Below are 22784 nucleotides of genomic sequence, written 5' to 3' on the forward strand. Positions count from 1 at the left end.
AATCAGAACCGCGGGTGGTCACCCGACAGCACCGCACGCGGGCCGTCGACGTCGTCGGCCGGCTGGACTTCGCCCAGCACCCACGCCGGGACGTGCCGCGCGGTCAGCATGGCCAGCGCCCGGTCGACGTCCTCGGCACCGACGATCGCGACCATGCCGACACCCATGTTGAACGTCTTCTCCAGCTCGGCCCGCTCGACCTTGCCGCGCTGGCCGATCAGGGCGAACACCGGCGCCGGCGTCCAGGTGCCGCGCTCGAGGCGGGCGACCAGGCCGCGCGGCATGACCCGGGCCAGGTTGGCCTCCAGGCCACCGCCGGTGATGTGCGCGAACGTCCGGACCTCGGTCTCGGCGGCGAGCGCCAGGCAGTCCTTCGCGTAGATCCGCGTCGGCTCCAGCATTTCCTCGCCGAGGGTGCGGCCGAACTCCTCGACGTGCCCGTCGAGCGGCATCCGGGCGATGTCCAGCAGCACGTGCCGGGCCAGCGAGTACCCGTTCGAGTGCAGGCCGGACGACCCGAGGGCCAGCACGACGTCACCCGGGCGGACCTTCTCCGGCGAGAGCAGCTGGGACGCCTCCACCACGCCGACGCCGGTGGCCGACATGTCGTAGTCGTGCTCGCCCATCAGCCCCGGGTGCTCCGCGGTCTCGCCGCCGAGCAGCGCGCAGCCGGCCTTGACGCAGCCCTCGGCGATGCCGCCGACCAGCGCCGCGATCTTCTCCGGGTGCACCTTGCCGACGGCGATGTAGTCCTGCAGGAACAGCGGCTCGGCGCCGGTCACGACCAGGTCGTCGACCACCATGGCGACCAGGTCGATGCCGACCGTGTCGTGCTTGTCCAGCGCCTGCGCGACCGCGATCTTGGTGCCGACGCCGTCGGTCGACGACGCGAGCACCGGTTCCTTCCACTTGTCGAGCTTCAGGGAGAAGAGCCCGGCGAAGCCGCCGACGCCACCCATGACCTCGGGCCGCGTGGCCCGCGCGGCGTGCGGCTTGAGCAGCTCGACGGCTTGGTCGCCGGCGTCGATGCTGACCCCGGCGGCGGCGTACGTGGCGCTCGTGGACTCGCTCACGGTGGACGGACTCCCTACTGGAAGGAACTCAGGGACGCCGGACGGCGTCTTCGGCACCGTACCCGGCGGGACTGACGGGGGTCGCCGCGCCATTGACCGCGTCGAGGCTTTCGAGCAGGTGCTTCCCGATCAGCGCGTCCTCCGGCAGCGGAATCGGGTACTCGCCGGAGAAGCACGCCGTGCACAGCCGCGACTTCGGCTGTTCCGCCGCCGCGACCAGGCCGTCCAGGGAAATGTAGCCCAGGGAGTCGGCGCCGATCGAGCGCCGGATGCCGTCGAGGTCGACGCCGTTCGCGACCAGTTCGGCCCGGGACGCGAAGTCGATGCCGTAGAAGCACGGCCAGCGCACGGGCGGTGACGCGATCCGGACGTGCACCTCGAGCGCGCCGGCCTCCCGCAGCATCCGGACGAGTGCGCGCTGGGTGTTGCCGCGGACGATCGAGTCGTCCACCACGACCAGGCGCTTGCCGCGGATGACGTCGCGCAGCGGGTTCAGCTTGAGCCGGATGCCCAGCTGGCGGATGGTCTGCGACGGCTGGATGAACGTGCGCCCGACGTAGGCGTTCTTCACCAGGCCGGTGCCGTAGGGGATGCCGGAGCCCTGCGCGTAGCCGATCGCGGCCGGGGTGCCGGACTCCGGCACCGGCATCACCAGGTCGGCCTCGACCGGCTGCTCTTTGGCGAGCCGCCGGCCGATCTCGACGCGGGTGGCGTGCACGCCGCGGCCGGCGATCGTGGTGTCGGGACGGGCGAGGTAGACGTACTCGAAGACGCAGCCCTTGGGGTCCGGATTCGCGAACCGGGAGGAGCGCAGGCCCGCGGCGTCGATCGCGATGAGCTCGCCGGGCTCGACCTCGCGGACGAAGGACGCGCCGACGATGTCGAGGCCCGCCGTCTCGCTGGAAACGACCCAGCCGCGCTCGAGCCGGCCGAGCACCAGCGGGTGGACGCCGTGCGGGTCACGGGCCGCGTACAGCGTGTTCTCGTCGGAGAACACCAGGCAGAAGGCGCCCTTCAGGGTGGGCAGCAGCTCCATGGCCGCGGCCTCGATGCCCTTGTCGGCGGCGTTCGCGGCGAGCAGGCCGCAGATCAGGTCGGAGTCGCTCGACGAACCCGTCAGGCCCGCGTGCGGCTTGAGACCCGCTTCGATGGTGCGTTCGCGCAGCTCGGCCGTGTTGACCAGGTTGCCGTTGTGCGCGAAGGAGAGGCCGCTACCGGTCTCGGTGGTGCGGAAGATCGGCTGCGCGTTCTCCCAGATGGTGGCGCCGGTGGTCGAGTACCGGCAGTGCCCGACGGCGATGTGGCCCTGCAGCGACTGCAGGATCTGCTCGTCGAAGACCTGGCTGACCAGGCCGAGGTCCTTGAAGACCACGATCTGCGAGCCGTCGGAGACGGAGATGCCGGCGGCCTCCTGGCCCCGGTGCTGCAGGGCGTAGAGGCCGTAGTAGGTCAGCTTCGCGACTTCTTCCCCGGGAGCCCAGACGCCGAAGACGCCGCACTCCTCACGGGGTTCCGGTTCGGGCTGGTCGGACACGACTTGCGGGTCGGAAACCACCGAGGAGCTCCTGGGAAGACGTGGTCAGGCCGATTTCAGTGTAAACGGTCCGATCGCCGTCCCGGCCCCGCCCGACGTGGTTCTGACCACTTCGGACAGGGGCCGTGCGCCTGCCCGCCTAGCACGCGTCCGGCAGGGAGAGGATCTCCGTCAGCACCTGCGCGCCCTCGCCGCGGCGGCGCCACAGCCACCGCTCCGGCTCGAAGATGTTCTCCTCGGTGCCGGGCATCCTGGTCGCCACGACGTCGTCTTCGGCGTTGAGCCGGACCACGTCCACCACGTCGTCGTGCACCCGCACGCCGACGACGGCGAGGACTTCACCGCGCTCGTCGGCCGGGTGCACGAACTGGTAGCCGCGAGCCACCAGCTCCTGCAGTCCGGTTTCGATGTCGAAGACGGGGGCGACGGCCTCAGCCGAGGACATCGTCGAACTCACCGTCCTTGGCGCCCGCCAGGAACGCCGCCATTTCCGCGCGCGTGTACACGAGCGCCGGGCCGGTCGGGAAGCGCGAATTGCGCATCGCGATCTCGCCGGTGGTCAGCGGCGCGACTTCGACGCAGTTGCCGACCGCGCCGCTGTAACTCGCCTTGCGCCATTGGGCTCCGGACAGCCGATCGGCCGGGATGCCGTTCTCGAATCGCTCAGCCATGGTCCCACCTCTCGATGCGGAAGATCTTCCGAGGCTATGCATCTGCATGTGCATTTGCCCGCGTATCGGAGGCTAGCACGTTCGCATGCAGCGGTAAATGCACGTGCAGAATTTCTTGCAAAGTTCTCGGACGGTAAAGAATCCCAGGACTGCCGTTAACCTATTGGGTGATAGGCAACGGCACGAACGGCCTAATCGCTACTGCCGGTTACCGCTTTAGATCTCCTGGCGGCGCTTCGCGAGCATCGAACGGCTCCGCTCCGGCGTCTCCGCGTCGACGGCCAGCATGTCGAGGGCGCGGCTGTACTTTTCGATCTCTTCGCGCTTCTCGATGTAGTGCGCGCCGGTCAGGTATTCGACGTACGCGATGTTCGGCAGTTCCGGTTCGCCGAACCGCAGCAGCGAAAACGCGTGCTCGGCGGACAGCCCGCTGCGCGAGTACGGCAGCACCTGGATCGACACGTGCGGCAGCGCGCTCATCTCGAGCAGGTATTCGATCTGCTGCTTGAGCACCTTCATGCCGCCGATCGGGCGGTACAGCACCGACTCGTCGAGCACCATCCACACGCGGGGCGCGTCCGGCCTGCTGAACATCTTCTGCCGCCGCATGCGCAGCGCGACGAGCTGGTCGACCCGCTCGTCGGCCATCTCCGGACGGCCGTGGCTGAAGATCGCCCGTGCGTACGGCTCGATCTGCAGCAGGCCCGAGACGTAGATCGGTTCCCAGATCTGGATTCGCGCGGCGGCTTCTTCGAGGCCGACGAGGTCGGTGAACCAGTTCGGCATGGTGTCGCCGAAGCGCCGCCACCAGCCTGGCTCGTTCGACTGCTTGACCATCTCGAGGAACGTGCGGCGCTCGGTCGGGTCGTCGACGCCGTACATCGTCAGCAGGTCGGTGACGTCGCGTTCCTTGAAGCCGACCCGGCCCAGCTCGAGCCGGCTGATCTTCGACTCCGAGCCCCGGATGTTGTAACCGGCCTGCTGACGGGTGATGCCGGCTTCTTCCCGGAGCCGGCGCAGCTGGGAGCCCAGGATCATCCGGCGTGCCGTGGGGCCGATGTTCTGTTCACCTGCGGACGCGTTCACCGCGTTCATTCCCGGACCTTCCGCGCTCACGTCACCAGGGGGTTCTAGGCCGACTACCGAAAGTACACGTTGGGCCGTCCTGCGCAAAGAGGTGACCCGGTTTACCGCATGCGTGTGGAGTCCTACTCTACGTAGGGTACGAGACTTTCAACACAGAACTTGCGAGGTTCAAGATGCCCGACGCCGCGACCCGGACCGAACGAGTTCCCGTGGGGGTCGACCCGACCCGAGCGAGCATCGCGCGCGTGTACGACGCCTTCCTGCTCGGGAAGGACAACTACGAGATCGACCGGGAGGTCCTGCAGAAGGTGCAGAAGGCCGCCCCGGAGGCCCAGGACCTGGCGTTCGAGAACCGCGGCTTCCTCATCCGCGCCTGCCGCTTCCTCGCCAGCCAGACGGGCATCACCCAGTTCCTCGACCTCGGCTCCGGCCTGCCGACGGCGGAGAACACCCACCAGGTCGTCCAGCGGATCAACCCGGAGACCACGGTCGTCTACGTCGACAACGACCCGGTGGTCCTCGCGCACGGCCGGGCGCTGCTGGAGGAGAACGAGCACACCCACTTCGTCGCCGAGGACATCTTCGAGCCGCAGCGGATCCTCGAAAACGAGGTGGTCCGCGAGCACATCGACTTCACCCAGCCGCTCGTCCTGCTGCAGATGGGCACGCTGCACCACTACACCGGCGACCACGACCGGCCGGCCGAGATCATGCGGGAGTACGTCGACGCCCTGCCGTCCGGCTCCTTCGTCGGGATCAGCCACTTCTTCGACCCCGAGAACGAGGACTCCGCGACCGCGCGCCGGATGGAGGACTTCTTCCTGCACAGCCCGATGGGCTCGGGGACGTTCCGGACGCAGAAGGAGATCGAGGAGCTGTTCCCCGGCCTCGAACTGGTCGACCCCGGCGTGACGCTGTGCGCCGACTGGTGGCCGGACGGCCCGCGGCTCAAGGACCTCAACGTGGCGCAGCGGACCATCGCCGGCGGAGTCGGCCGCAAGCCGTGACCCGCGCTCCCCGTCCGTCAGAACCGGACGAGGGGGAGCCAGTGGGAAAGGTCGGCCCGGGTGCCCGATGCGGACACCCGGCCGTCCGCCACCGCCGTGGTCCAGTCCAGCCGCCCGGTCGCCAGCTCGAGCCACGTCCGCGGATCGGTTTCGACCACGTTCGGCGGGGTGCCCCGGGTGTGGCGCGGACCTTCGACGCACTGCACCGCGGCGAAGGGCGGCACCCGCACCTCGACCGTCCGGCCCGGCGCGTCGGCCGCCAGCGCGCGCAGGGACAGCCGGACCGCCGCGGCCAGTTCCGGGCGCGCCGGATCGGGCGCATCACCCTGCAGCCACGGGGAAATCGCCAGCACCGCCGCACGTAACTGTCCGGGGTCGACCGAACGCGAAGAGGCCATGGGCAAACAGTAGAGTGGCGCACCAAGACTTGGCAGGCACACCCGAGAACGTGGGGATGACGATGGCGCAGCGGGACGAGGCGGATCGGATGGTTTCGCAGCAGCCCACCGGAAGCGGAGCCGATCGCCCCGGCAGGCACGGCAAGCACAACCGCGCTTCGCGGCGCGAAGGCCAGCAGGCGCGGCGCACCGGCAAGCACGGCACGCCCGAGATCACCGCGGAAATGCGGGCGAACGCCCGCGCCAACCCCGACAGCTGGCTCTACGTCATCGACGAGGCCTTCGACCCGAACGGCCCGGTGCCGTCGTGGGCGGTCGTCGGCGCCTACCCGGTGAACGGCGCCGGGGACGTCGTCGCCGACTTCCACCCGAACGACCGCTACCGGCCCTCGCCCAAGGCGCTCGGTTTCCCGGACCCGGCGAACGACCTCGAACACCTGCTGCAGCTCGTCCGCACCGAGCACCGCCCGCCGTCGGACCTGCCGAAGGCCGTCCTCGACGCGACGCTGTTCGTCTACGCGATGTCGCCGGTGCAGCGGACCGTCATCGGCTTCCACAACACCGACGGCCGGGTCATGGTGCCCGCGTACACGCGCAAGGCGCTGGTGCCGAGGGAGTGGCCGCACGCGCGGGCCGTGCTCGGCCGCGACATCGTCGGCCTGCTCGGCGGCCACCCTGTCGCGATCAACCCGCACGACCTGATCACGGCCGTCGTGCCGGCGGAGCACCTGCTCAAGGCGCTCGCCGACGAACGCCGCTGACCTGCGGTTTCAACCCCATCGAGTGACCACCCGAGTCGCCGATCCGGCGGCTCGGGTGCATCGTGAGACTGAAGAAGTCTGACGAGACCGATGGGGTGCAAGAGGGTGAAACGTCGTTCGCTGGTGCCCTTCGCCGCCGCTGTCCTGCTCCTCGCCGGGCCGGTCCCGGCGAGCGCCGGGGACGGCTACGCCGGGGCCGAAGACCACTACGCGGGTTCGCAGATCGCCAAGGTCGAGGGCGTCGGCGAGGCGCCCGACGTGCTGTACGGCGGCGACGACCAGCAGCTCGGCCACGACGTCAGCGGGCACCAGGGCCCGGTCGACTGGCCGGGCGCGGCGGGATCGGGCGCCAAGTTCGTCTACGTCAAGGCGACCGAGGGCACCGGCTTCGTCAACCCGCAGTTCGCGCAGCAGTACAACGGCTCCTACAACGCCGGCCTGATCCGCGGGGCCTACCACTTCGCGCGGCCGGACATCTCCGACGGCGCGTCGCAGGCGCGGTACTTCCTGGCCCACGGCGGCGGCTGGTCGCCCGACGGGAAGACGCTGCCGGGCGCGCTCGACGCGGAGTACAACCCGTACGGCGAGACCTGTTACGGCAAGGACGCCGCGGGCATGGTCGCGTGGATCCGCGACTTCTCCGACACCTACTTCGCCGCGACCGGGCGGCTCCCGACGATCTACACGTCGACGAGCTGGTGGAAGCGCTGCACCGCGAACGACGCCGGCTTCGGCGGCAACCCGTTGTGGATCGCGCGCTACAACACCTTCATCGGCGAGCTGCCGGCGAGCTGGGACGTCCACACGATCTGGCAGTTCGCCGACCGCGGCACGCTGCCCGGCGACCAGAACTGGTTCAACGGCCCGGCGGACCGGCTGCTGGCGCTCGCGCTGGGCTGAACGGCCCAGCGTTTCGAATAATAGGTGTTAACCAGTCACCAATTGAAGATCGACTTCCGGAGAAAATCACCCACACGTATACCCAATTTCACGGAACTGAGTGACAAACGCCACGTCGTCCCTAACAATCGTGCTCGGGCGGCTACCTGCAGTAAGCCGCTCACCGCGAGGGTATCTGTGAAGGGATCCGACATGTCCTCATCCCGAAGAAGGCGACTGTTCGCCGCCCTGGTCGTCCCGGCCACGCTGCTCCTGCTCGGCAGCACGGCCCAGGCGACGACCTTCTCCCCCGAAGTCGACCCCGTGGCCGCGATCAACGCGGACATCGCCGCGCACAACCACGATCTGGGGTCGCAGATCCGGCGCGTCGAAGGCGACAAGTCGACACCGGAGACGCAGCAGGCGGCGCAGCAACCGCAGCCGGCGCAGGCCGTCCCGAACCAGGTGCTGGCCACAGTGGCCGGCATGGACGTCGCCAGCTACCAGGGCAACGTCGACTGGGCGAACTGGTGGAACCAGGGCAAGCGGTTCGTCTGGACCAAGGCCACGGAGAGCACCAGCTACACCAACCCGTACTTCGCGCAGCAGTACAACGGCTCCTACAACCAGGGTTTCATCCGGGGCGCGTACCACTTCGCCACGCCGAACACCTCGAGCGGCGCGGCGCAGGCGACGTACTTCGTCGCGCACGGCGGCGGCTGGTCGAAGGACGGCAAGACGCTGCCCGGGGCGCTGGACATGGAGTACAACCCGTACGGCGCGACCTGCTACGGGCTGAGCAAGGCGGCGATGACGGCGTGGATCCTCGACTTCCACGACACCTACCACGCCAAGACCGGCCGGTACCCGGTGATCTACACGTCGGCGAACTGGTGGGGCCAGTGCGTGAGCGGTGACTTCTCCAGCACGGCCCCGCTGTGGGTCGCGCGGTACTCGTCGACGGTCGGTGCCCTGCCCTACAACTGGGGCTTCTACACCGTCTGGCAGTACACCTCGAGCCCGCTCGACCAGGACACCTTCAACGGTGCCTACGACCGGCTCCAGGCCCTCGCCAACGGCTGAGCATCCCCGAGCCGGCTCCCGGATCGTGCCGGGTTCGCGTCATCACGACCGGGAGCCGGTTTCATGCCGTACCGTCCGAGCTTGCAGAATGCTGCAGCCACGACCGGGGGAACCGCACGCGCCCACCGGACGTCGGAAGCGCACGAACACCCCCAGCGCCCGGAAGGCATGGATCGATGACCTACCCGCCTCAGCCGGGCCAGCCCGGCCAGCCCGACCCGTACGGCCAGCAGCCGCAGTCCGGCGGCTTCCCGCAGCAGCCGTACCCGCAGCAGGGCGGGTGGGACCCGAACCAGCAGCAACAGCCGTACCCGACCCAGCAGTACCCGCAGCAGGGGTACCCACCGGCCTCGGGCGGTTTCCCGGCGAACCCGCAGCCGGCGTGGGGTGACCCGTACGCGCAGCAGCAGTGGGCCGACCCGAACGCCCCGCAGCAGCAGTCGGCGTGGGCGGACCCGAACGCGCAGCAGTACGGCCAGCAGGCGTGGGACCCGAACGCGGGCGGCCAGGTGTCCGGCTGGGACCAGGGTTATTCGCAGGGCTTCGGCGGGCCCCCGGCGCCGCCGAAGAAGAGCAGGACCGGGATGTGGATCGCCATCGGCGCCGCCGTGGTCGTCGTGCTCGCCCTGGTCGGCATCACGGGGTTCGTCGCACCCGGGTTCTTCCTGTCGAAGGAGGACACGGCCGCGCCCCCGGCGTCGAGCACGTCCGCCAAGCCGACGGCGCCGAAGCCGACGACCCCGCGGAAGACGGCCTCCGCCCCGAAGCCGACAGCGCCCGGCGGCGGCGACGGCGCCTCGGACGCCAAGGCCGTGCTGCAGGGGTTCATCGACAAGCTGAACGCGGGCGACAACAACGGCGCGGTCGCGCTGGGCTGCGCGGACTCGAAGGACCTGCTCGAGTCGTGGCTCTCGACGTTCCTCAAGCCACCGCTGCAGCTGCAGCTCGGCGACGTGCCGAACGACAAGTACCTGGTCGAGGGCCAGGTGACCGGGACGGCCGCCGGCAAGCCGGTCAAGGGCACGCTGAGCGCGACGAACTTCGACGACAAGGGCTTCTGCGTCAGCACGATGCTGGTGTCCTGAGCCGGTGAAGCTGTGGCGATCGCCGCTGGCGTGGACGTTCCTCGCGTCGGTGGTGCTGCTGCTCGGGGTCGGCGGCTGGCTGCTGACCGACCCCGCCACCAGCCGCAGCGACGCGCTGAAGACGGGCGGCCTGGCGGGCGGCGCGATCGTGGCGCTGTACGCACTGTGGCTGAACGACCGGCGCCGCCGGGTCGAGGAGCGGCGCCAGGACATCGAGCGGCAGCGGCACGAACTCGAGGCCCAGCGGGCGGAGCAGGACCGTTCCCGGGTCGCCGACGAGCGGTTCGCGAAGGCGGTCGAGCTGCTCGGCCACGCGGCGGACCAGGTGCGGGTGGGGGCGCTGCACGCGTTGGCGGGCTTGGCGCGGAGCCGGCCGGACTACACGCAGACGGTGCTGGACGTGCTGTGCTCGTACCTGCGGCGGCCGTTTTCGTACACCAGGCCGGCGAAGGGAGACCCGGATCCGGAGCAGGAACGCGAGCTCACGGTCCGGCTCACGGCGCAGCGGCTGGTCGTCGACCTGCTCCCGGGGCGCGATGACGACGGTTCGCCGTACGACCTCGACCTGACCGGCGCCCGGCTGGACTATTTCGACCTCTCGGGCAAGCTGGTCGGTGGCCTGCTGCTCCGGTACGCGTCCCTGCACAGCACCACGAACTTCAGCGGCTGCCGGTTCAAGGGCCGGGTGTACCTCACCGCGGCGGGCACGGAGTCCGGCCGGCTGGTGGGCTACTTCCGTTGCCGCGGCGCGATCTTCGAGAGTCACGCGTGGTTCAGCGGGACCCGGTTCGCCGAGACCGCCGACTTCCGGAACACGACGTTCGCCGGGCCGACGACGTTCAAGGACGCGGAGTTCGGCGGCGACGCCGAGTTCACCGGGGCACACGCGACGGATTCGCTCGACCTGCGGCGGGCCCGGTTCGCGGGCCAGACCGACCTGCGGTTCGCCTGCCTGCCGGAGTCTGTCTCGCTGTACAACACGGTGGTGCGGGCGGAGAAGGACGTGCGGCTACCTGATGTCTGGGCCACCGAGGAACTCGGTGGCGGTGACCTGCGGATCGTCGCCAAGGCGGGCTGAGCAGCCCCCGTTTTCCACGCTAGCGGAGGGCACCGACAGTTTCCGGTGCCCTCCGGTCACGTATCCACAGGTCAGTCGAACAGGGCCGGGAGCGTGCCTTCCCAAGCCTCGCGCAGCTCGTCCAGCGTGAATTCGGTGATGCCCTGCAGCTCCAGCGTGCCCGACTCCGGGTCCACCACGCCGGTCTTGCGCCACGGCAGGCCGCGGGCCGTGCACATCTCCGTGAAGCGGAGCTCCTCCGTGCGCGGGACCGCCACCAGGACCCGGCCCGCCGACTCCGAGAACAGCTGGACGAACGGGTCCTGGTCGGTGTCCAGGAACACCCGGGCGCCGCACTGTCCGATGAGGACGGTCTCGACCAGCGTCTGGATCAGGCCGCCGTCCGACAGGTCGTGGGCCGCCGAGATCATGCCGTCGCGGGAACCCGCCACCAGGATCTCGCCCAGGAGCTTTTCGCGCGCCAGATCGACCTTCGGGGGGACGCCGCCCAGGTGGCCGTGGAGCTCGCGAGCCCACGCCGAGCCGTCCAGCTCGTCGTGGGTTTCGCCCAGCAGCAGCAGGGTTTCGCCCGCCTCCGCGCCGATGCCCGTCGGGATGCGGCGGGTCACGTCGTCGATCACGCCGAGGACGCCGATCACCGGGGTCGGGAGGATCGCCGTGTCACCGGTCTGGTTGAAGAAGCTGACGTTGCCGCCGGTCACCGGGATGCCCAGCTCGACGCAGCCGTCCGCCAGGCCGTGCACCGCCTGCTCGAACTGCCACATCACGCCCGGGTCGGTCGGGGCGCCGAAGTTCAGGCAGTCCGACACCGCCACCGGCGTCGCGCCGCCCGTCGCCACGTTGCGGTACGCCTCCGCCAGCGCCAGCTGCGCGCCGCGGTACGGGTCCAGGTAGACGAACTTGCTGTTGCAGTCCGTCGCCACCGAGACGCCGCGGCCGGTCGATTCGTCGATGCGGATCATGCCCGAGTCCGACGGCTGCGCCAGGACGCTGTTGCCCCGCACGTACCGGTCGTACTGGGACGTCACCCATTCCTTGGACGCCTGGTTGGGCGAGGAGATGAGCTTCAGGACGTCCGCGCGCAGTTCGTCCGGAGTGGACGGACGCGGGAGCTTCGCGGAGGTGTCCGCGATCAGGGCGTCCTGAGTGGACGGTCGCTCGATCGGCCGGTCGTACACCGGGCCCTGGTGGGCGACCGTGTGCGCCGGGACGTCGACGACGACCTCGTCGTGCCAGGTGATGACCAGGTGCTCGCCGTCGGTGACCTCGCCGATGTCGGTGGCGATGACGTCCCACTTGCGGCAGACCGCCATGAACGCCTCGACGTTCTCCGGCGCCACGACCGCGCACATGCGCTCCTGCGACTCGCTGGAGAGCACCTCCGCGGGCGTCATCCCCTTGGCGCGCAACGGAACCCGGTCGAGGTAGATGTGCATGCCGCCGTCGCCGGCCGCGGCCAGCTCGGACGTCGCGCAGGACAGGCCGGCGCCGCCGAGGTCCTGGATGCCGACGACCAGCTTCTGGGCGAACAGCTCGAGGCAGCACTCGATGAGCACCTTCTCGGTGAACGGGTCGCCCACCTGGACGCTCGGCAGCTTCTTGCGGCCCGACGCCGACTCGTCACCCGAAAAGGTGTCACTCGCCAGGACGGAAACGCCGCCGATGCCGTCGAGGCCGGTGCGGGCGCCGAACAGGATGATCTTGTTGCCGGTGCCGGACGCGAACGCCAGGTGCAGGTCCTCGACGCGCATCGCACCGACGCAGAGGGCGTTCACCAGCGGGTTTCCCGAGTAGGACGGGTCGAACACCAGCTCGCCGCCGATGTTCGGCAGCCCGAGGCAGTTGCCGTAGCCGCCGACACCGGCGACCACGCCGGGCAGCACGCGCTTGGTGTCGGGGGCGTCGGCCGGGCCGAAGCGCAGCGCGTCGGCGACCGCGAGGGGCCGCGCGCCCATCGCCATGATGTCGCGGACGATGCCGCCGACACCGGTCGCCGCGCCCTGGTACGGCTCCACATAGGACGGGTGGTTGTGGCTCTCCACCTTGAAGGTGACCGCCCAGCCCTCGCCGATGTCGACGACGCCGGCGTTCTCCCCGATGCCGGCCAGCATCTTGGCCTTCATCTCGTCGGTGGCGGTCTCCCCGAAGTAGCGCAGGTGCTTCTTGGAGGACTTGTAGGAGCAGTGCTCGCTCCACATGACCGAGTACATCGCCAGCTCCGCGTCGGTGGGCCGGCGGCCGAGGATCTCCCGGATGCGGGCGTACTCGTCGTCGGCGAGCCCGAGCTCGCGGTAGGGCTGGGTGTGGTCCGGGGTCGCCCCGGCACGCTCGGTGGTGTCAACGGTGCTGGTCACGGTGTCCGTGTCAGGGTTCGCCACGGCCGTCAGGATACGTGCCGCCCGGTGGCGACCCGGACGGTGGGCCGCCGAATCCGGACGGGTGCGGCGCGGTGTGAGCAAGGCGACATCGAGCGGCCCGATGTGGACTCGGCTCCCTGTGGACAGCTCGGCTGCGCGGGCGGCGCGCGGCCCGGAATTGTCGGTGCCCGCGAGTAACGTTGAAACCGGGGGTCCCCCAGGTGGCCGGGCCGTGCCGCAGGGCCCCGAGCGGGTGCACGTGTGGGCGCGAAAGGGCACCCGAGCGGCCATGGTCCGGGAAAATCGGTCGCCTTCTCCCGGGCCTCGGCTTACCGTCGGGAATCGTGCTTTCCGCCACATATCCCTTCCCGCCGCTGCGGCTGCCCGCTCGGCCGACCGCGCGCCGCTTCCTGCTCGCCGTGTTCCGGGCTCGGCTCGGCACGGTGCTCGGGGCTGCCGCGATCGGGGTGGTCTGGGCGTTGCCCGGTGCGCTCGTGCCGCTGGTGATCGGCCAGGGCATCGGTGCGGTCGGCGCGCACGACGGCGGTGCCGTCTGGCGGTGGGCGCTGGCCGCCGCCGCGCTCGGTGTCATCCAAGCTCTGTCCGGGACCTGGATGCACTTCCTCAACTACGGCCTGTGGCTGCACGGTGCCGGCTCGACGCAGCGCGTCGTGTCGGCGCACACCACGCGCGTGGGCGCCGCGCTGCGCGAACACACCACCACCGGGAACCTCGTCGCGGTCAGCACGACCGACATCAACCACATCGGGAACACCGTCGAGATGACCGGGCGGGCGTTCGGCTCGCTGCTGGCGTTCGTCGTGGTCGCGGTGTGGCTGATCTCGACGTCGCCGCTGCTCGGCGTGGTCGCGCTGGTCGGCGTACCGCTCGCGGTGCTCGGCATCGGGCCACTGCTCGCGCCGCTGCAGAAGCGCAAGGCGAAGCAGCGCGAGAAGCGCGGGGACGTCAACGCGCTCGGCGCCGACATCGTGTCCGGGCTGCGGATCCTGCGCGGCATCGGCGGTGAGCGGCGGTTCTTCGCGCGCTTCCGCGAGACGAGCCAGCGGGTGCGGCGGTCCGGCATCGAGGTCGGCCAGGCCGAGGCGTGGCTGGCCGCGGCGGAGATCGCGCTGCCCGGCCTGGTCACCGTGGTGATCACCTGGCTGGGCGCGCGGCTGGCCGTGGCGGGCGAGATCGGCGTCGGGCAGCTGGTGTCCTTCTACGGCGTTTCGGCGTTCCTGATCTGGCCGGTCACCGCGGCGACCGAGGCGGTCGGCTCGATCACGTCCGGGCTGGTCGCGTCGCGGAAGGTCGTCGCGCTGCTGGCCATCCCCCCGAAGCTGGCGGACCCGGAGACGCCGGTGCCGCTGCCCGGGGGGCCGCTGGAGCTGGTGGACACCGCGTCGGGGGTCCGGGTCGCGCCGGGCCGGCTGACGGTGGTCGACTTCGGCGCCGACGGTGAGGCGGTGGCCGACCGGCTGGCCCGGTTCGCCGACCCGGCCGAGGGCGAAGAAGTGCTGGTCGGCGGGGTCCGGGCGGACCACGTCGCGCTCGCGGAACTGCGGCGGCGGGTGGTCTACGCGCACAACCAGGACATCTGGTTCTCGGGCGTGCTGCGCGAGCAGCTGGCCCCCGCGCGTCCTGGCGGCGTGAGCATCACCGAAGCGCTGTCCGCGGCCGACGCCGACGACATCGTCGACGCCCTGCCCGACGGCGTCGACGAAGTGATCGGCGAGCGTGGCCGCGAGGTGTCCGGTGGCCAGCGGCAACGGCTGAACCTGGCCCGCGCGCTGGCGACGGACGCCGACGTGCTGGTGCTCGACGAGCCGACGTCGGCGGTCGACGCGCACACGGAGGCCCGCATCACCGAACGCGTCGCGGCGCTGCGCCGCGGCAAGACGACGGTGGTGTTCAGCCAGAGTCCCTTGTGGACACATGTGGCGGACGAAGTATTCACGGCAAAGGCAATGACGGTATGAAACGGCTTCCCACGGCGTCCCGGCGGGACGTCCGCCGCTGGGCGCTGAAGACGGCGGCGATCCACAAACGCGAGTTCGGCCTGCTGCTGGGCTCGCTGGCGGTGGCCACCCTGATCGGGCTGGCCGGGCCGCAGCTGCTCGGCGCGCTGGTCGACGACGTCGCGGCCGGCACCACGACCGGGCGCGTCGACGTGCTGGCGGCGGCGTTCGTCGTGATCCTCGTGCTGCAGGCGCTGGCGCGGAAGATCGCGCGGATGCGCGGCGCGGTGTTCGGCGAGCTGGTGCTGGCCGAGACGCGCGAGGAGTTCGTCGGGACGGCGCTGCAGCTGCCGCTCGGCACGGTCGAGGCGGCCGGGACGGGCGACCTGCTCAGCCGGGCGACCACCGACCTCGGCCGGATCGACCACGCGGCGCGGTTCGCGGCGCCGGAGATCCTGGTCGCGGCGGTGACCGTGGTGTTCACGGTCGTCGCGATGGTGGTGACGTCGCCGCTGCTGGCGCTGGGCCTGCTGGTGGCGCTGCCGCTGCTGGTGCCGGTCAACGTCTGGTACCAGCGGCGGATCCCGGCGGTCATGCAGTGGATGCTCGACCGCTGGGCGGACCTGACCACCAGCGTCCACGAGACCGCGGAGGGCGCGCGCACGGTCGAGGCGCTCGGGCTGGCCGAGCGGCGGATCGGCGCCGCGTACGACGCTCTCGACCAGAGCATCCTCGGGGAACGCCGGATGCGGCGGTTGCAGCTGCGGTGGCTGCCGTCGCTGGAGATCAGCTACGTGCTGCCGCTGGCGGTCATGCTGCCGCTCGGGCTGCTCGCGTACACGAAGGGCTGGGCCGGGCTCGGCGAGATCACCACGATGCTGCTGTACGTCCAGGCGATGGCGGCGCCGCTCAACGAGGCGCTGTTCTGGCTGGAGGACCTGCAGGTCGCGGCGGCCGCGGCGCGCCGGATCCTCGGCGTCCACGCGGCCACGGCCGAGGACTCGCCGAAGGTGACCGACGTGCCGCGCGGCCGCGACATCGACGTGCACGGCGTCCGGTTCGCCTACACCGCGGACCGGGAGGTGCTGCACGGCATCGACCTGCGGGTCCCGCGCGGCGAGCGGCTGGCGATCGTCGGGCCGTCGGGCGCGGGCAAGTCGACGCTCGGGCGGCTGCTGGCCGGCATCGCGGCGCCGTCGGCGGGCTCGGTGCGGATCGGCGGCCAGGACGTCTCGGCGCTGGCCGACGACGTGCTGCGCGGCGAGGTGCTGCTGCTGACCCAGGAGCACCACGTGTTCTCCGGGACGCTGCGGCAGAACCTGGCGCTGCCGGCGCGGCGCGAGGGCGGCGACTGGACCGACGGCGAGCTGCTGGCGGCGCTGGACTCGGCGGGCGCGTCGGACTGGGTGGCGTCCCTGCCGTCCGGGCTCGACACGAAGCTGGGCTCGGGCGAGCACCCGGTGCCGGCGGCGATCGCACAGCAGCTGGCGCTGGCCCGGGTGGTGCTGGCGGACCCGCACACGCTGGTCCTCGACGAGGCGACGTCGCTGCTGGACACGGGCTCGGCGCGGGACCTGGAGCGGTCGCTGAACAGCGTGCTGGCGGGCCGGACGGTGATCGCGATCGCCCACCGCCTGCACACGGCCGCGGCGGCCGACCGGGTTGCGGTGGTCGAGGGCGGCCGCATCACGGAGCTGGGCCCGCACGACGAGCTGCTCTCGGCGGGCGGCTCGTACGCCCGGCTGGTGGCGGCGGCTTCGTAGTCCGGAATGTCCGGACTGCCGGACGTGTCACTCCCCGGTGGATGGCCCGTCTACCCGGGGAGTGACATGTCGTCGTTCGTGATGACCGCGGCGGAGCGCGAAGAGTTCCTGAGCGGGGTGCACGTGGGGGTGCTGGCGGTGGAACGCGCCGGCCGGGCACCGCTGGCGGTCCCGGTCTGGTACGACTACGAACCCGGCGGCGAGCTGCTGATCTGGATGGAGCGCGACACGGTCAAGGACCGGTCGATCCGCGCGGCGGGCCGGCTGAGCCTGGTGGCGCAGGACGAGAACCCGCCGTACAAGTACGTGACGGTCGAGGGCCCGGTGGTGGCGAACGACGAGCCGCCGACGCGCGAGCAGGCGTTGCGGATCGCGAAGCGGTACTGGCCGGAGGACCAGGCCACGGCGTACGTCGACTCGGCGCTCGGAGAGCGGTCGGTGCTGGTCCGGGTCCGGCCGGAGAAGTGGCTGTCGAACGACCAGAGCAAGTGACGCCTCCGGGGCTGTGGACAACTCACGTCCGCAGCCCCGGAACTGTCGGTCCTCACCGGTAGAATGGATACCCGGGGGGCCGAGGGCCGCCCTCAGGCCTTCACGAGCGCGTCCACCGCGCTGAAGAACATGCCCAGCCCGTCGTCCGACGGCCCGGTCAGCGCGTCGATCGCGTGCTCCGGGTGCGGCATCAGCCCGACCACGCGGCCGTTCTCGCTGCGGATCCCGGCGATGTCGTTGCGCGACCCGTTCGGGTTGCCGCCGACGTACCGGAACACCACGCGGCCCTCGCCCTCGAGCTCGTCCAAAGTGGACTGCTCGGCCATGTAGCAGCCGTCGATGTTCTTCATCGGGATGAGGATTTCGGCGCCTTCGTCGTAGCGCGTGGTCCACGCGGTGGACGTGTTCTCCACCCGCAGCCACTGGTCGCGGCAGATGAAGTGCAGGCCCTGGTTGCGGATCATCGCGCCCGGCAGCAGGCCGGCCTCGCAGAGGATCTGGAACCCGTTGCAGATGCCGAGCACCGGCATGCCCGCGCGCGCCGCCTCGATCACCGGCGTCATGACCGGCGCGAACCGGGCGATCACGCCCGCGCGCAGGTAGTCGCCGTAGGAAAACCCACCCGGGACGACCACGGCGTCGACGTCACGCAGGTCTTCGTCGGCGTGCCACAGCGGCACGGCCTCGCCGCCGGCGTAGCGGACCGCGCGGGCCGCGTCGCCGTCGTCGAGCGTGCCCGGGAAGGTGATGACCCCGATGCGCGCGCTCACGCGTCCACCCGCGTGATCGTCCACTGCTCGATAACCGGGTTCGCGAGGAAGCCTTCGGCGATCTTCTCCAGCGTCGCGTCGTCGACCGTGTCGTCGACCTCGATCTCGAAGTGCTTGCCCTGGCGGATCTCGGTGATCCCGGTGAACCCCAGGCGGCCGGCGGCGCCGAGCGCGGCCTGTCCCTGCGGGTCGAGGATTTCGGGCTTCGGCATGACGTCGACGACGACTCGGGCCACGGCAGGCTGCTCCTTATTCACGCAGGTCGTGGATACCCCGCGAGCATAGTTCACCCTCCCGATCCCCTGGCGGGGCCCACCGGGAAACCTACACTGGCCGAGGGCGCGGGGCTGCGCCATGATGAGTCGTTGACATCTCGCCAACAGGAGGCACCGTGGCCGTCCAGGAGTCCTACGACTACGTCATCGTCGGCGCCGGGAGCGCGGGGTGCGTCCTCGCCAACCGCCTCACCGAGGATCCTTCGGCCCAGGTCCTGCTGCTCGAAGCGGGCGCGGAGGACACCGCGGACGAGATCCACATCCCGGCCGCGTTCGCGTCGCTGTTCAAGACCAAGTGGGACTGGAACTACGAGACCGTCGAGCAGAAGCACACAGGCAAGACGTCGTACTGGCCGCGCGGGAAGATGCTCGGCGGCTGCTCGTCGATCAACGCGATGATCTACATCCGCGGCAACCGCGCCGACTACGACGGCTGGCGCGATTCCCACGGCGCGACCGGCTGGGGCTGGGACGACGTCCTGCCCTACTTCAAGCGCGCGGAGGGCAACCAGCGGCTCGGCGGGCCGCTGCACGGCACCGACGGCCCGCTGCACGTCGAGGACCGCCGGTTCACCCACGAGCTGTCGCACGCCTGGGTCGACTCGGCCGTCGCGTGGGGCCTCAAGCGCACCGACGACTTCAACGGCGAGAGCCAGGAAGGCGCCGGCGTCTACCAGGTGACCTGCAAGAAGGGCCGCCGGTGGTCGACCGCCGACGCCTACCTGCGCCCGGCGCTCGACCGGCCGAACCTCACCGTGAAGACCCTTGCGCCGGCGACCCGCGTCGTCTTCGAAGGCACGCGCGCGGTCGGTGTGTCCTATTTGGAGGGTGGGGTCGAGCGCACGGCCCGGGCTTCGGCCGAAGTCGTTCTTTCGGGTGGTGCGGTCAATTCGCCGCAGTTGCTGATGGTTTCGGGCGTCGGGCCGGCCGAGCACCTGCGGGAGCACGGCATCGACGTCGTGGCCGCGCTGCCCGGCGTCGGCGAGAACCTGCACGACCACCCGGCGTGCGGGATCATCTGGACCACGCGCGACACGACCGACCTGGTCGAATCGGCCACGCCGCGCGGCCTGATGCGCTACCAGCTGACCAAGCGCGGGCCGCTGACGTCGAACGTCGGCGAGGCGGGCGCGTTCTACCCGACGACGGACGGCTTGCCGGCGCCGGACATGCAGATCCACGTGGCGCCGACGTTGTTCTACGACAACGCGATGCGCGAATGGACGACGCCGGGCTTCACGTCGGCGGCGACGCTGGTGGACGTCGCGAGCCGCGGACGGCTGCGGTTGAAGTCGGCGAATCCGTTGTGGAAGCCGGAAATCGACCCGGCTTACTACTCCGAGCCGCGCGACATGGAGACGATGATCGCGGGGTTGCGGGCGTTGATCGAGATCGGGAAATCGGGCCCGCTGCGGCGGTTCCTGGACCGGCCGTTCCTGCCTTCCCGGCATGATTTGAGTGATGCCGAGCTGGCGGACCACGTCCGGGAGCACACGCAGACGCTTTATCACCCGGTCGGGACTTGCGCCATCGGGTCGGTGGTTGATCCGGAGCTGCGGGTGCAGGGGGTGGAGGGGCTGCGGGTGGTCGATGCTTCGGTGATGCCTGTGGTGCCGCGGGGGAACACGAACGCGCCGACGATCATGGTGGCGGAAAAAGCGGCGGATCTGATCCGGGGGAAGTCGGCGTAGCTGCCGTTCTGGGCCGGGCGGTTTGCGGAGGATCTGCGGCCCTCGGCCCCCCGGTATCCAGTTTACCGGCGCCCACCGACAGTTCCGGGCGATTCCGGGGCTGTGGACCCTCCTTGTCCACAGCCCCGGACCGCTCAACGCTTGCCGTGCAGGATGGTCACCAGCTTCGCCACCAGCGCGTCCGTCGATTCCTTGCGGTTGAACGACGTCAACGTCAACGGGGCCGTGAACCGCTGCCTCGCGATCGCCTTCGTGCGGGCGAACTCGCGCAACCCCTCCGGTCCGTGGATCCGGCCGAAGCCCGAATCGCCCACGCCGCCGAACGGCAGGGAGGCGATGCCCGCGAACGACAGCGGTGCGTTGATCGCCGTCATGCCCGTGCGCAGCTTCTCCGCCAGCTCCACGCCGCGGGACTTCGAAAACACCGTCGAGCCGAGGCCGTACTTCGTGTTGTTCGCGCGCTCGACCGCTTCGTCCATGGAAGCGACCTTCGCGATCGTCACCGTCGGGCCGAAGGTCTCCTCGGTGACCGCCTCCGAATCCTCCGGGACGTCCACCAGCACGGTCGGCTGCGCGTACCGGTCGCCGACCGCGTCTTCGCCGCCTACGACCGCCTTGCCGCCCCTGGCCAGTGCGTCGTGGATGTGCCGCTTGATCACGCCCAGCTGGGACGGCATCGTCACCGGGCCGTACTGGGCCGCCTCGTCCGAGCCCGCGCGGACGTCCTTCGACTTCTCGACCACTTTCGCCACGAACTCGTCGTGGACCTTCTCGTGCACGTACACCCGCTCGACGCCGATGCACGTCTGGCCCGAATTCGAGAACGCGCCCCACACCGTCGCGTCCGCCGCCGCGTCGAGGTCGGCGTCCGCGTCGACCAGGACCGGGTCCTTGCCGCCCGCCTCGATCACCACCGGGGTCAGCGTCTCGGCCGCCGCCGCCATGATGCGCTTGCCCGTCGCCGTCGAACCGGTGAACGCGATCTTGTCGACACCCGACGTCACCAGCGCCGCGCCCGTCTCGCCGAAGCCGGTGATCAGCTGCAGCACCGGCTGCTCCGGCACGATCTCGGCGAACGCGTCGACCAGCCACCTCCCGACGCCCGGCGTGTACTCGCTGGGCTTGAACACCACCGCGTTGCCGGCCGCGAGCGCGTACGCGATCGAGCCCAGCGGGGTGAACACCGGGTAGTTCCACGGGCCGATCACGCCGACCACGCCCAGCGGCTGGTACTCCACCGTCGCCGCCTGGTTCGACATCAGCAGGCCCGCCGACCGCTTCTGCTTGCCGAGAATCTTTTTCGCGTGCTTGCCCGCCCACGCGATGTGTTCGATGGCCAGGACGCTCTCGAGCTGCGCGTCGGCGATCGGCTTGCCGGTCTCGTCGCGGACGACCTGGCACAGCTGCGGCAGCCGCCGCGTCAGCACGCCCTTCCAGCCCTTGAGCCGCTCGGCGCGCCCGGCGAACCCGAGGCCGGCCCACCACTCCGCCGCGACGCGCGCCCGCTCGACGGCCGCCTTGACGTCCCCCGCACTGTGGATCGGGTACGTTCCGACCACCTCGTCGGTCGCCGGGCTGAGCGAGTCGAAGGTCTCGCCGACCGTCGTCGGCTTCGGCTGGACGGCAGTCATCGGCGTCTCCCGTGGGTCGAGGGTCAGCCCAGGTTACGACGTTACTGACACCGTGCCAATAGCTCGTGCGGGCTTCCGCACCAGCATTGCACCGGCGATCGCCGCGGCAAAGACACCGAACAACGGAGCGAGCCACAACGGCAGCACGCCGACCGACAGCGAGCCGAGCCCGAAGCCGCACGCCTGCACGGTGAAACTCAGCGAGAACCCCGCTGACCTGCGGTCCTTCGGCAAGAGCCGCTGCAGGTTGACCGACGTCGCGGCGACCAGCGGCCCGGTGCAGCCGCCGATGACCGCGATCGACGCGAGCAGGCCCGGCCACCCGAGGTCCCAGGCGAGCACCACCCCGCCGACGACGAACCCGCCGAGGAGCAGGCGGGGATCCCCGGTCCGGCCGCGCCACGCGTAGAGCGCGCTGCCCGCGATGCTCGCCCCGCTCAGCACGGCGATCACCACCGGCGCGGCCGTCTCCGGCGCGCCGAGGCGCTGGACCAGGGGCAGCGGCGCCACCTCGATCGTCGACAGCAGCAGGCCGACGGTGAACGCGCAGCACAGCCACGGCAGGTACGCGCCCGGCCGCACGGGCGGGACTTCGGCGGCGGATTCCACCCGACCGTGGGACGCCGGGCGGCGCGGGACGAGCGCGGCGGCGACCACGCAGGCGACGGCCATGGCGGCCAGCGGGACGGCCGTGCCGGCCAGGTCGAGCAGCGCGACCAGCGCCGGGCCGCCGATCAGCACGCCTTCGAGCAGCATCGCGTCGACGGAGATCGCACGCGGCAGCAAGGCGTCGTCGACGGTGTCGGCCAGGAGCGTCCGGAACCCGCCGGCCAGCGCTCCGCCCGAAATCCCCGGCAGCAGGACGAGCGCGACCAGCACCGGGGCGGGCGCGTCGGCGGCCACGGCGAGGGCGGCGTATCCGGCGGCGGTCAGCAGCAACAGCGCCGACAGGCCGCGGGCCGGGCCGACGCGGTCCAGCAGCCGCCCGACCGGCACCGCGCACACCATCTCGGTGGCGACGTAGACCGACATCAGCACGCCGCCCAGCCGGTACGAGCCGGTCGTAGCCGTGGTGAGCAGGGTGAACGCGAGCGGCGCCATGGTCCCGGGGAGCCGCGCGAGCTGCACGCCGGCCGACCAGCGCCAGTAGGCGCGGTGGGTGAGCAACGACATGGCTCCACGCTCTCCCGGC

At 70.8% G+C, this 22784-nt stretch carries 21 protein-coding genes; 10 read left to right on the top strand and 11 right to left on the bottom strand.

What is annotated here, in order from left to right:
• Window positions 1-2 precede the first annotated feature (2 nt).
• The 5 genes from purM to AB0J55_RS06530 all read right to left on the bottom strand — a co-directional run bounded on the left by purM (window position 3) and on the right by AB0J55_RS06530 (window position 4373).
• On the bottom strand, window positions 3-1073 hold the full coding sequence (purM, locus tag AB0J55_RS06510) for a phosphoribosylformylglycinamidine cyclo-ligase (RefSeq protein WP_364243764.1): 1071 nt from the start codon (window positions 1071-1073) through the stop codon (window positions 3-5).
• Between the two features lie 28 nt (window positions 1074-1101).
• The gene (purF, locus tag AB0J55_RS06515) at window positions 1102-2628 is read right to left on the bottom strand and encodes an amidophosphoribosyltransferase (RefSeq protein ID WP_364243766.1); all 1527 of its coding nucleotides are present in this window, start codon (window positions 2626-2628) and stop codon (window positions 1102-1104) included.
• 118 nt (window positions 2629-2746) lie between these two features.
• Window positions 2747-3052, bottom strand: a complete 306-nt coding sequence (locus AB0J55_RS06520; RefSeq protein WP_364243768.1) for a hypothetical protein — start codon at window positions 3050-3052, stop codon at window positions 2747-2749.
• Window positions 3039-3278: a DUF397 domain-containing protein gene (locus AB0J55_RS06525; protein ID WP_247059172.1), complete on the bottom strand. Its 240-nt coding sequence runs from the start codon at window positions 3276-3278 to the stop codon at window positions 3039-3041. Before AB0J55_RS06525 ends, AB0J55_RS06520 begins: the two co-directional genes overlap by 14 nt.
• A 216-nt stretch (window positions 3279-3494) precedes the next feature.
• Complete coding sequence (locus tag AB0J55_RS06530; protein WP_364243771.1) at window positions 3495-4373, bottom strand: helix-turn-helix transcriptional regulator; 879 nt, start codon at window positions 4371-4373, stop codon at window positions 3495-3497.
• Between the two features lie 200 nt (window positions 4374-4573).
• On the opposite strand from AB0J55_RS06530, the gene AB0J55_RS06535 reads away from it, so the two are divergent.
• Complete coding sequence (locus AB0J55_RS06535; RefSeq protein ID WP_364245910.1) at window positions 4574-5371, top strand: SAM-dependent methyltransferase; 798 nt, start codon at window positions 4574-4576, stop codon at window positions 5369-5371.
• 17 nt (window positions 5372-5388) lie between these two features.
• Here AB0J55_RS06535 and AB0J55_RS06540 read toward each other — a convergent pair whose 3' ends face one another.
• The gene (locus tag AB0J55_RS06540) at window positions 5389-5769 is read right to left on the bottom strand and encodes a sterol carrier family protein (protein WP_364243774.1); all 381 of its coding nucleotides are present in this window, start codon (window positions 5767-5769) and stop codon (window positions 5389-5391) included.
• Window positions 5770-5825: 56 nt separating this feature from the next.
• On the opposite strand from AB0J55_RS06540, the gene AB0J55_RS06545 reads away from it, so the two are divergent.
• From AB0J55_RS06545 to AB0J55_RS06565, 5 genes are all read left to right on the top strand, one after another.
• Complete coding sequence (locus AB0J55_RS06545; protein ID WP_364245913.1) at window positions 5826-6530, top strand: type VII secretion system-associated protein; 705 nt, start codon at window positions 5826-5828, stop codon at window positions 6528-6530.
• Between the two features lie 90 nt (window positions 6531-6620).
• Window positions 6621-7430 (top strand): lysozyme, encoded by an 810-nt coding sequence (locus tag AB0J55_RS06550; RefSeq protein ID WP_364243777.1) that lies wholly within the window; start codon window positions 6621-6623, stop codon window positions 7428-7430.
• Window positions 7431-7622: 192 nt separating this feature from the next.
• Window positions 7623-8492 (top strand): lysozyme, encoded by an 870-nt coding sequence (locus AB0J55_RS06555; RefSeq protein WP_364243779.1) that lies wholly within the window; start codon window positions 7623-7625, stop codon window positions 8490-8492.
• A gap of 176 nt (window positions 8493-8668) precedes the next feature.
• Window positions 8669-9577 carry a hypothetical protein gene (locus tag AB0J55_RS06560; RefSeq protein WP_364243781.1) on the top strand — a complete coding sequence of 303 codons (909 nt, stop codon included), beginning with the start codon at window positions 8669-8671 and terminating at the stop codon, window positions 9575-9577.
• Between the two features lie 4 nt (window positions 9578-9581).
• A complete protein-coding gene (locus AB0J55_RS06565; protein WP_364243783.1) occupies window positions 9582-10655 on the top strand; it encodes a pentapeptide repeat-containing protein in 1074 nt (357 codons plus the stop codon).
• Window positions 10656-10726: 71 nt separating this feature from the next.
• Here AB0J55_RS06565 and purL read toward each other — a convergent pair whose 3' ends face one another.
• Complete coding sequence (purL, locus tag AB0J55_RS06570) at window positions 10727-13009, bottom strand: phosphoribosylformylglycinamidine synthase subunit PurL (RefSeq protein ID WP_364245916.1); 2283 nt, start codon at window positions 13007-13009, stop codon at window positions 10727-10729.
• Between the two features lie 347 nt (window positions 13010-13356).
• Between purL and AB0J55_RS06575 the strand changes: the two genes are divergently transcribed.
• The 3 genes from AB0J55_RS06575 to AB0J55_RS06585 all read left to right on the top strand — a co-directional run bounded on the left by AB0J55_RS06575 (window position 13357) and on the right by AB0J55_RS06585 (window position 17225).
• Window positions 13357-14991: an ABC transporter ATP-binding protein gene (locus AB0J55_RS06575; RefSeq protein WP_364243785.1), complete on the top strand. Its 1635-nt coding sequence runs from the start codon at window positions 13357-13359 to the stop codon at window positions 14989-14991.
• Window positions 14988-16733, top strand: a complete 1746-nt coding sequence (locus tag AB0J55_RS06580) for an ABC transporter ATP-binding protein (protein WP_364243788.1) — start codon at window positions 14988-14990, stop codon at window positions 16731-16733. Before AB0J55_RS06575 ends, AB0J55_RS06580 begins: the two co-directional genes overlap by 4 nt.
• A 66-nt stretch (window positions 16734-16799) precedes the next feature.
• Entirely contained in the window at window positions 16800-17225 is a 426-nt protein-coding gene (locus tag AB0J55_RS06585; RefSeq protein ID WP_364243791.1) for a pyridoxamine 5'-phosphate oxidase family protein, read from the top strand.
• Window positions 17226-17317: 92 nt separating this feature from the next.
• Here AB0J55_RS06585 and purQ read toward each other — a convergent pair whose 3' ends face one another.
• Window positions 17318-17995 (bottom strand): phosphoribosylformylglycinamidine synthase subunit PurQ, encoded by a 678-nt coding sequence (purQ, locus tag AB0J55_RS06590; protein ID WP_354817800.1) that lies wholly within the window; start codon window positions 17993-17995, stop codon window positions 17318-17320.
• Window positions 17992-18231 (bottom strand): phosphoribosylformylglycinamidine synthase subunit PurS, encoded by a 240-nt coding sequence (gene purS / locus AB0J55_RS06595; RefSeq protein WP_013230759.1) that lies wholly within the window; start codon window positions 18229-18231, stop codon window positions 17992-17994. The genes purQ and purS overlap by 4 nt, the downstream gene beginning before the upstream one ends.
• 155 nt (window positions 18232-18386) lie before the next feature.
• Between purS and AB0J55_RS06600 the strand changes: the two genes are divergently transcribed.
• A complete protein-coding gene (locus AB0J55_RS06600; RefSeq protein WP_364243794.1) occupies window positions 18387-19961 on the top strand; it encodes a GMC family oxidoreductase N-terminal domain-containing protein in 1575 nt (524 codons plus the stop codon).
• Window positions 19962-20095: 134 nt separating this feature from the next.
• On the opposite strand, the gene AB0J55_RS06605 is transcribed toward AB0J55_RS06600, so the two are convergent.
• Both AB0J55_RS06605 and AB0J55_RS06610 read right to left on the bottom strand, forming a co-directional pair.
• Window positions 20096-21592 (bottom strand): aldehyde dehydrogenase family protein, encoded by a 1497-nt coding sequence (locus tag AB0J55_RS06605; RefSeq protein ID WP_364243796.1) that lies wholly within the window; start codon window positions 21590-21592, stop codon window positions 20096-20098.
• Between the two features lie 33 nt (window positions 21593-21625).
• Entirely contained in the window at window positions 21626-22765 is a 1140-nt protein-coding gene (locus AB0J55_RS06610) for an MFS transporter (protein WP_364243798.1), read from the bottom strand.
• Window positions 22766-22784: the final 19 nt, after the last annotated feature.

The sequence above is a fragment of the Amycolatopsis sp. NPDC049688 genome, assembly GCF_040674975.1.
Taxonomy (GTDB): Bacteria; Actinomycetota; Actinomycetes; order Mycobacteriales; family Pseudonocardiaceae; genus Amycolatopsis.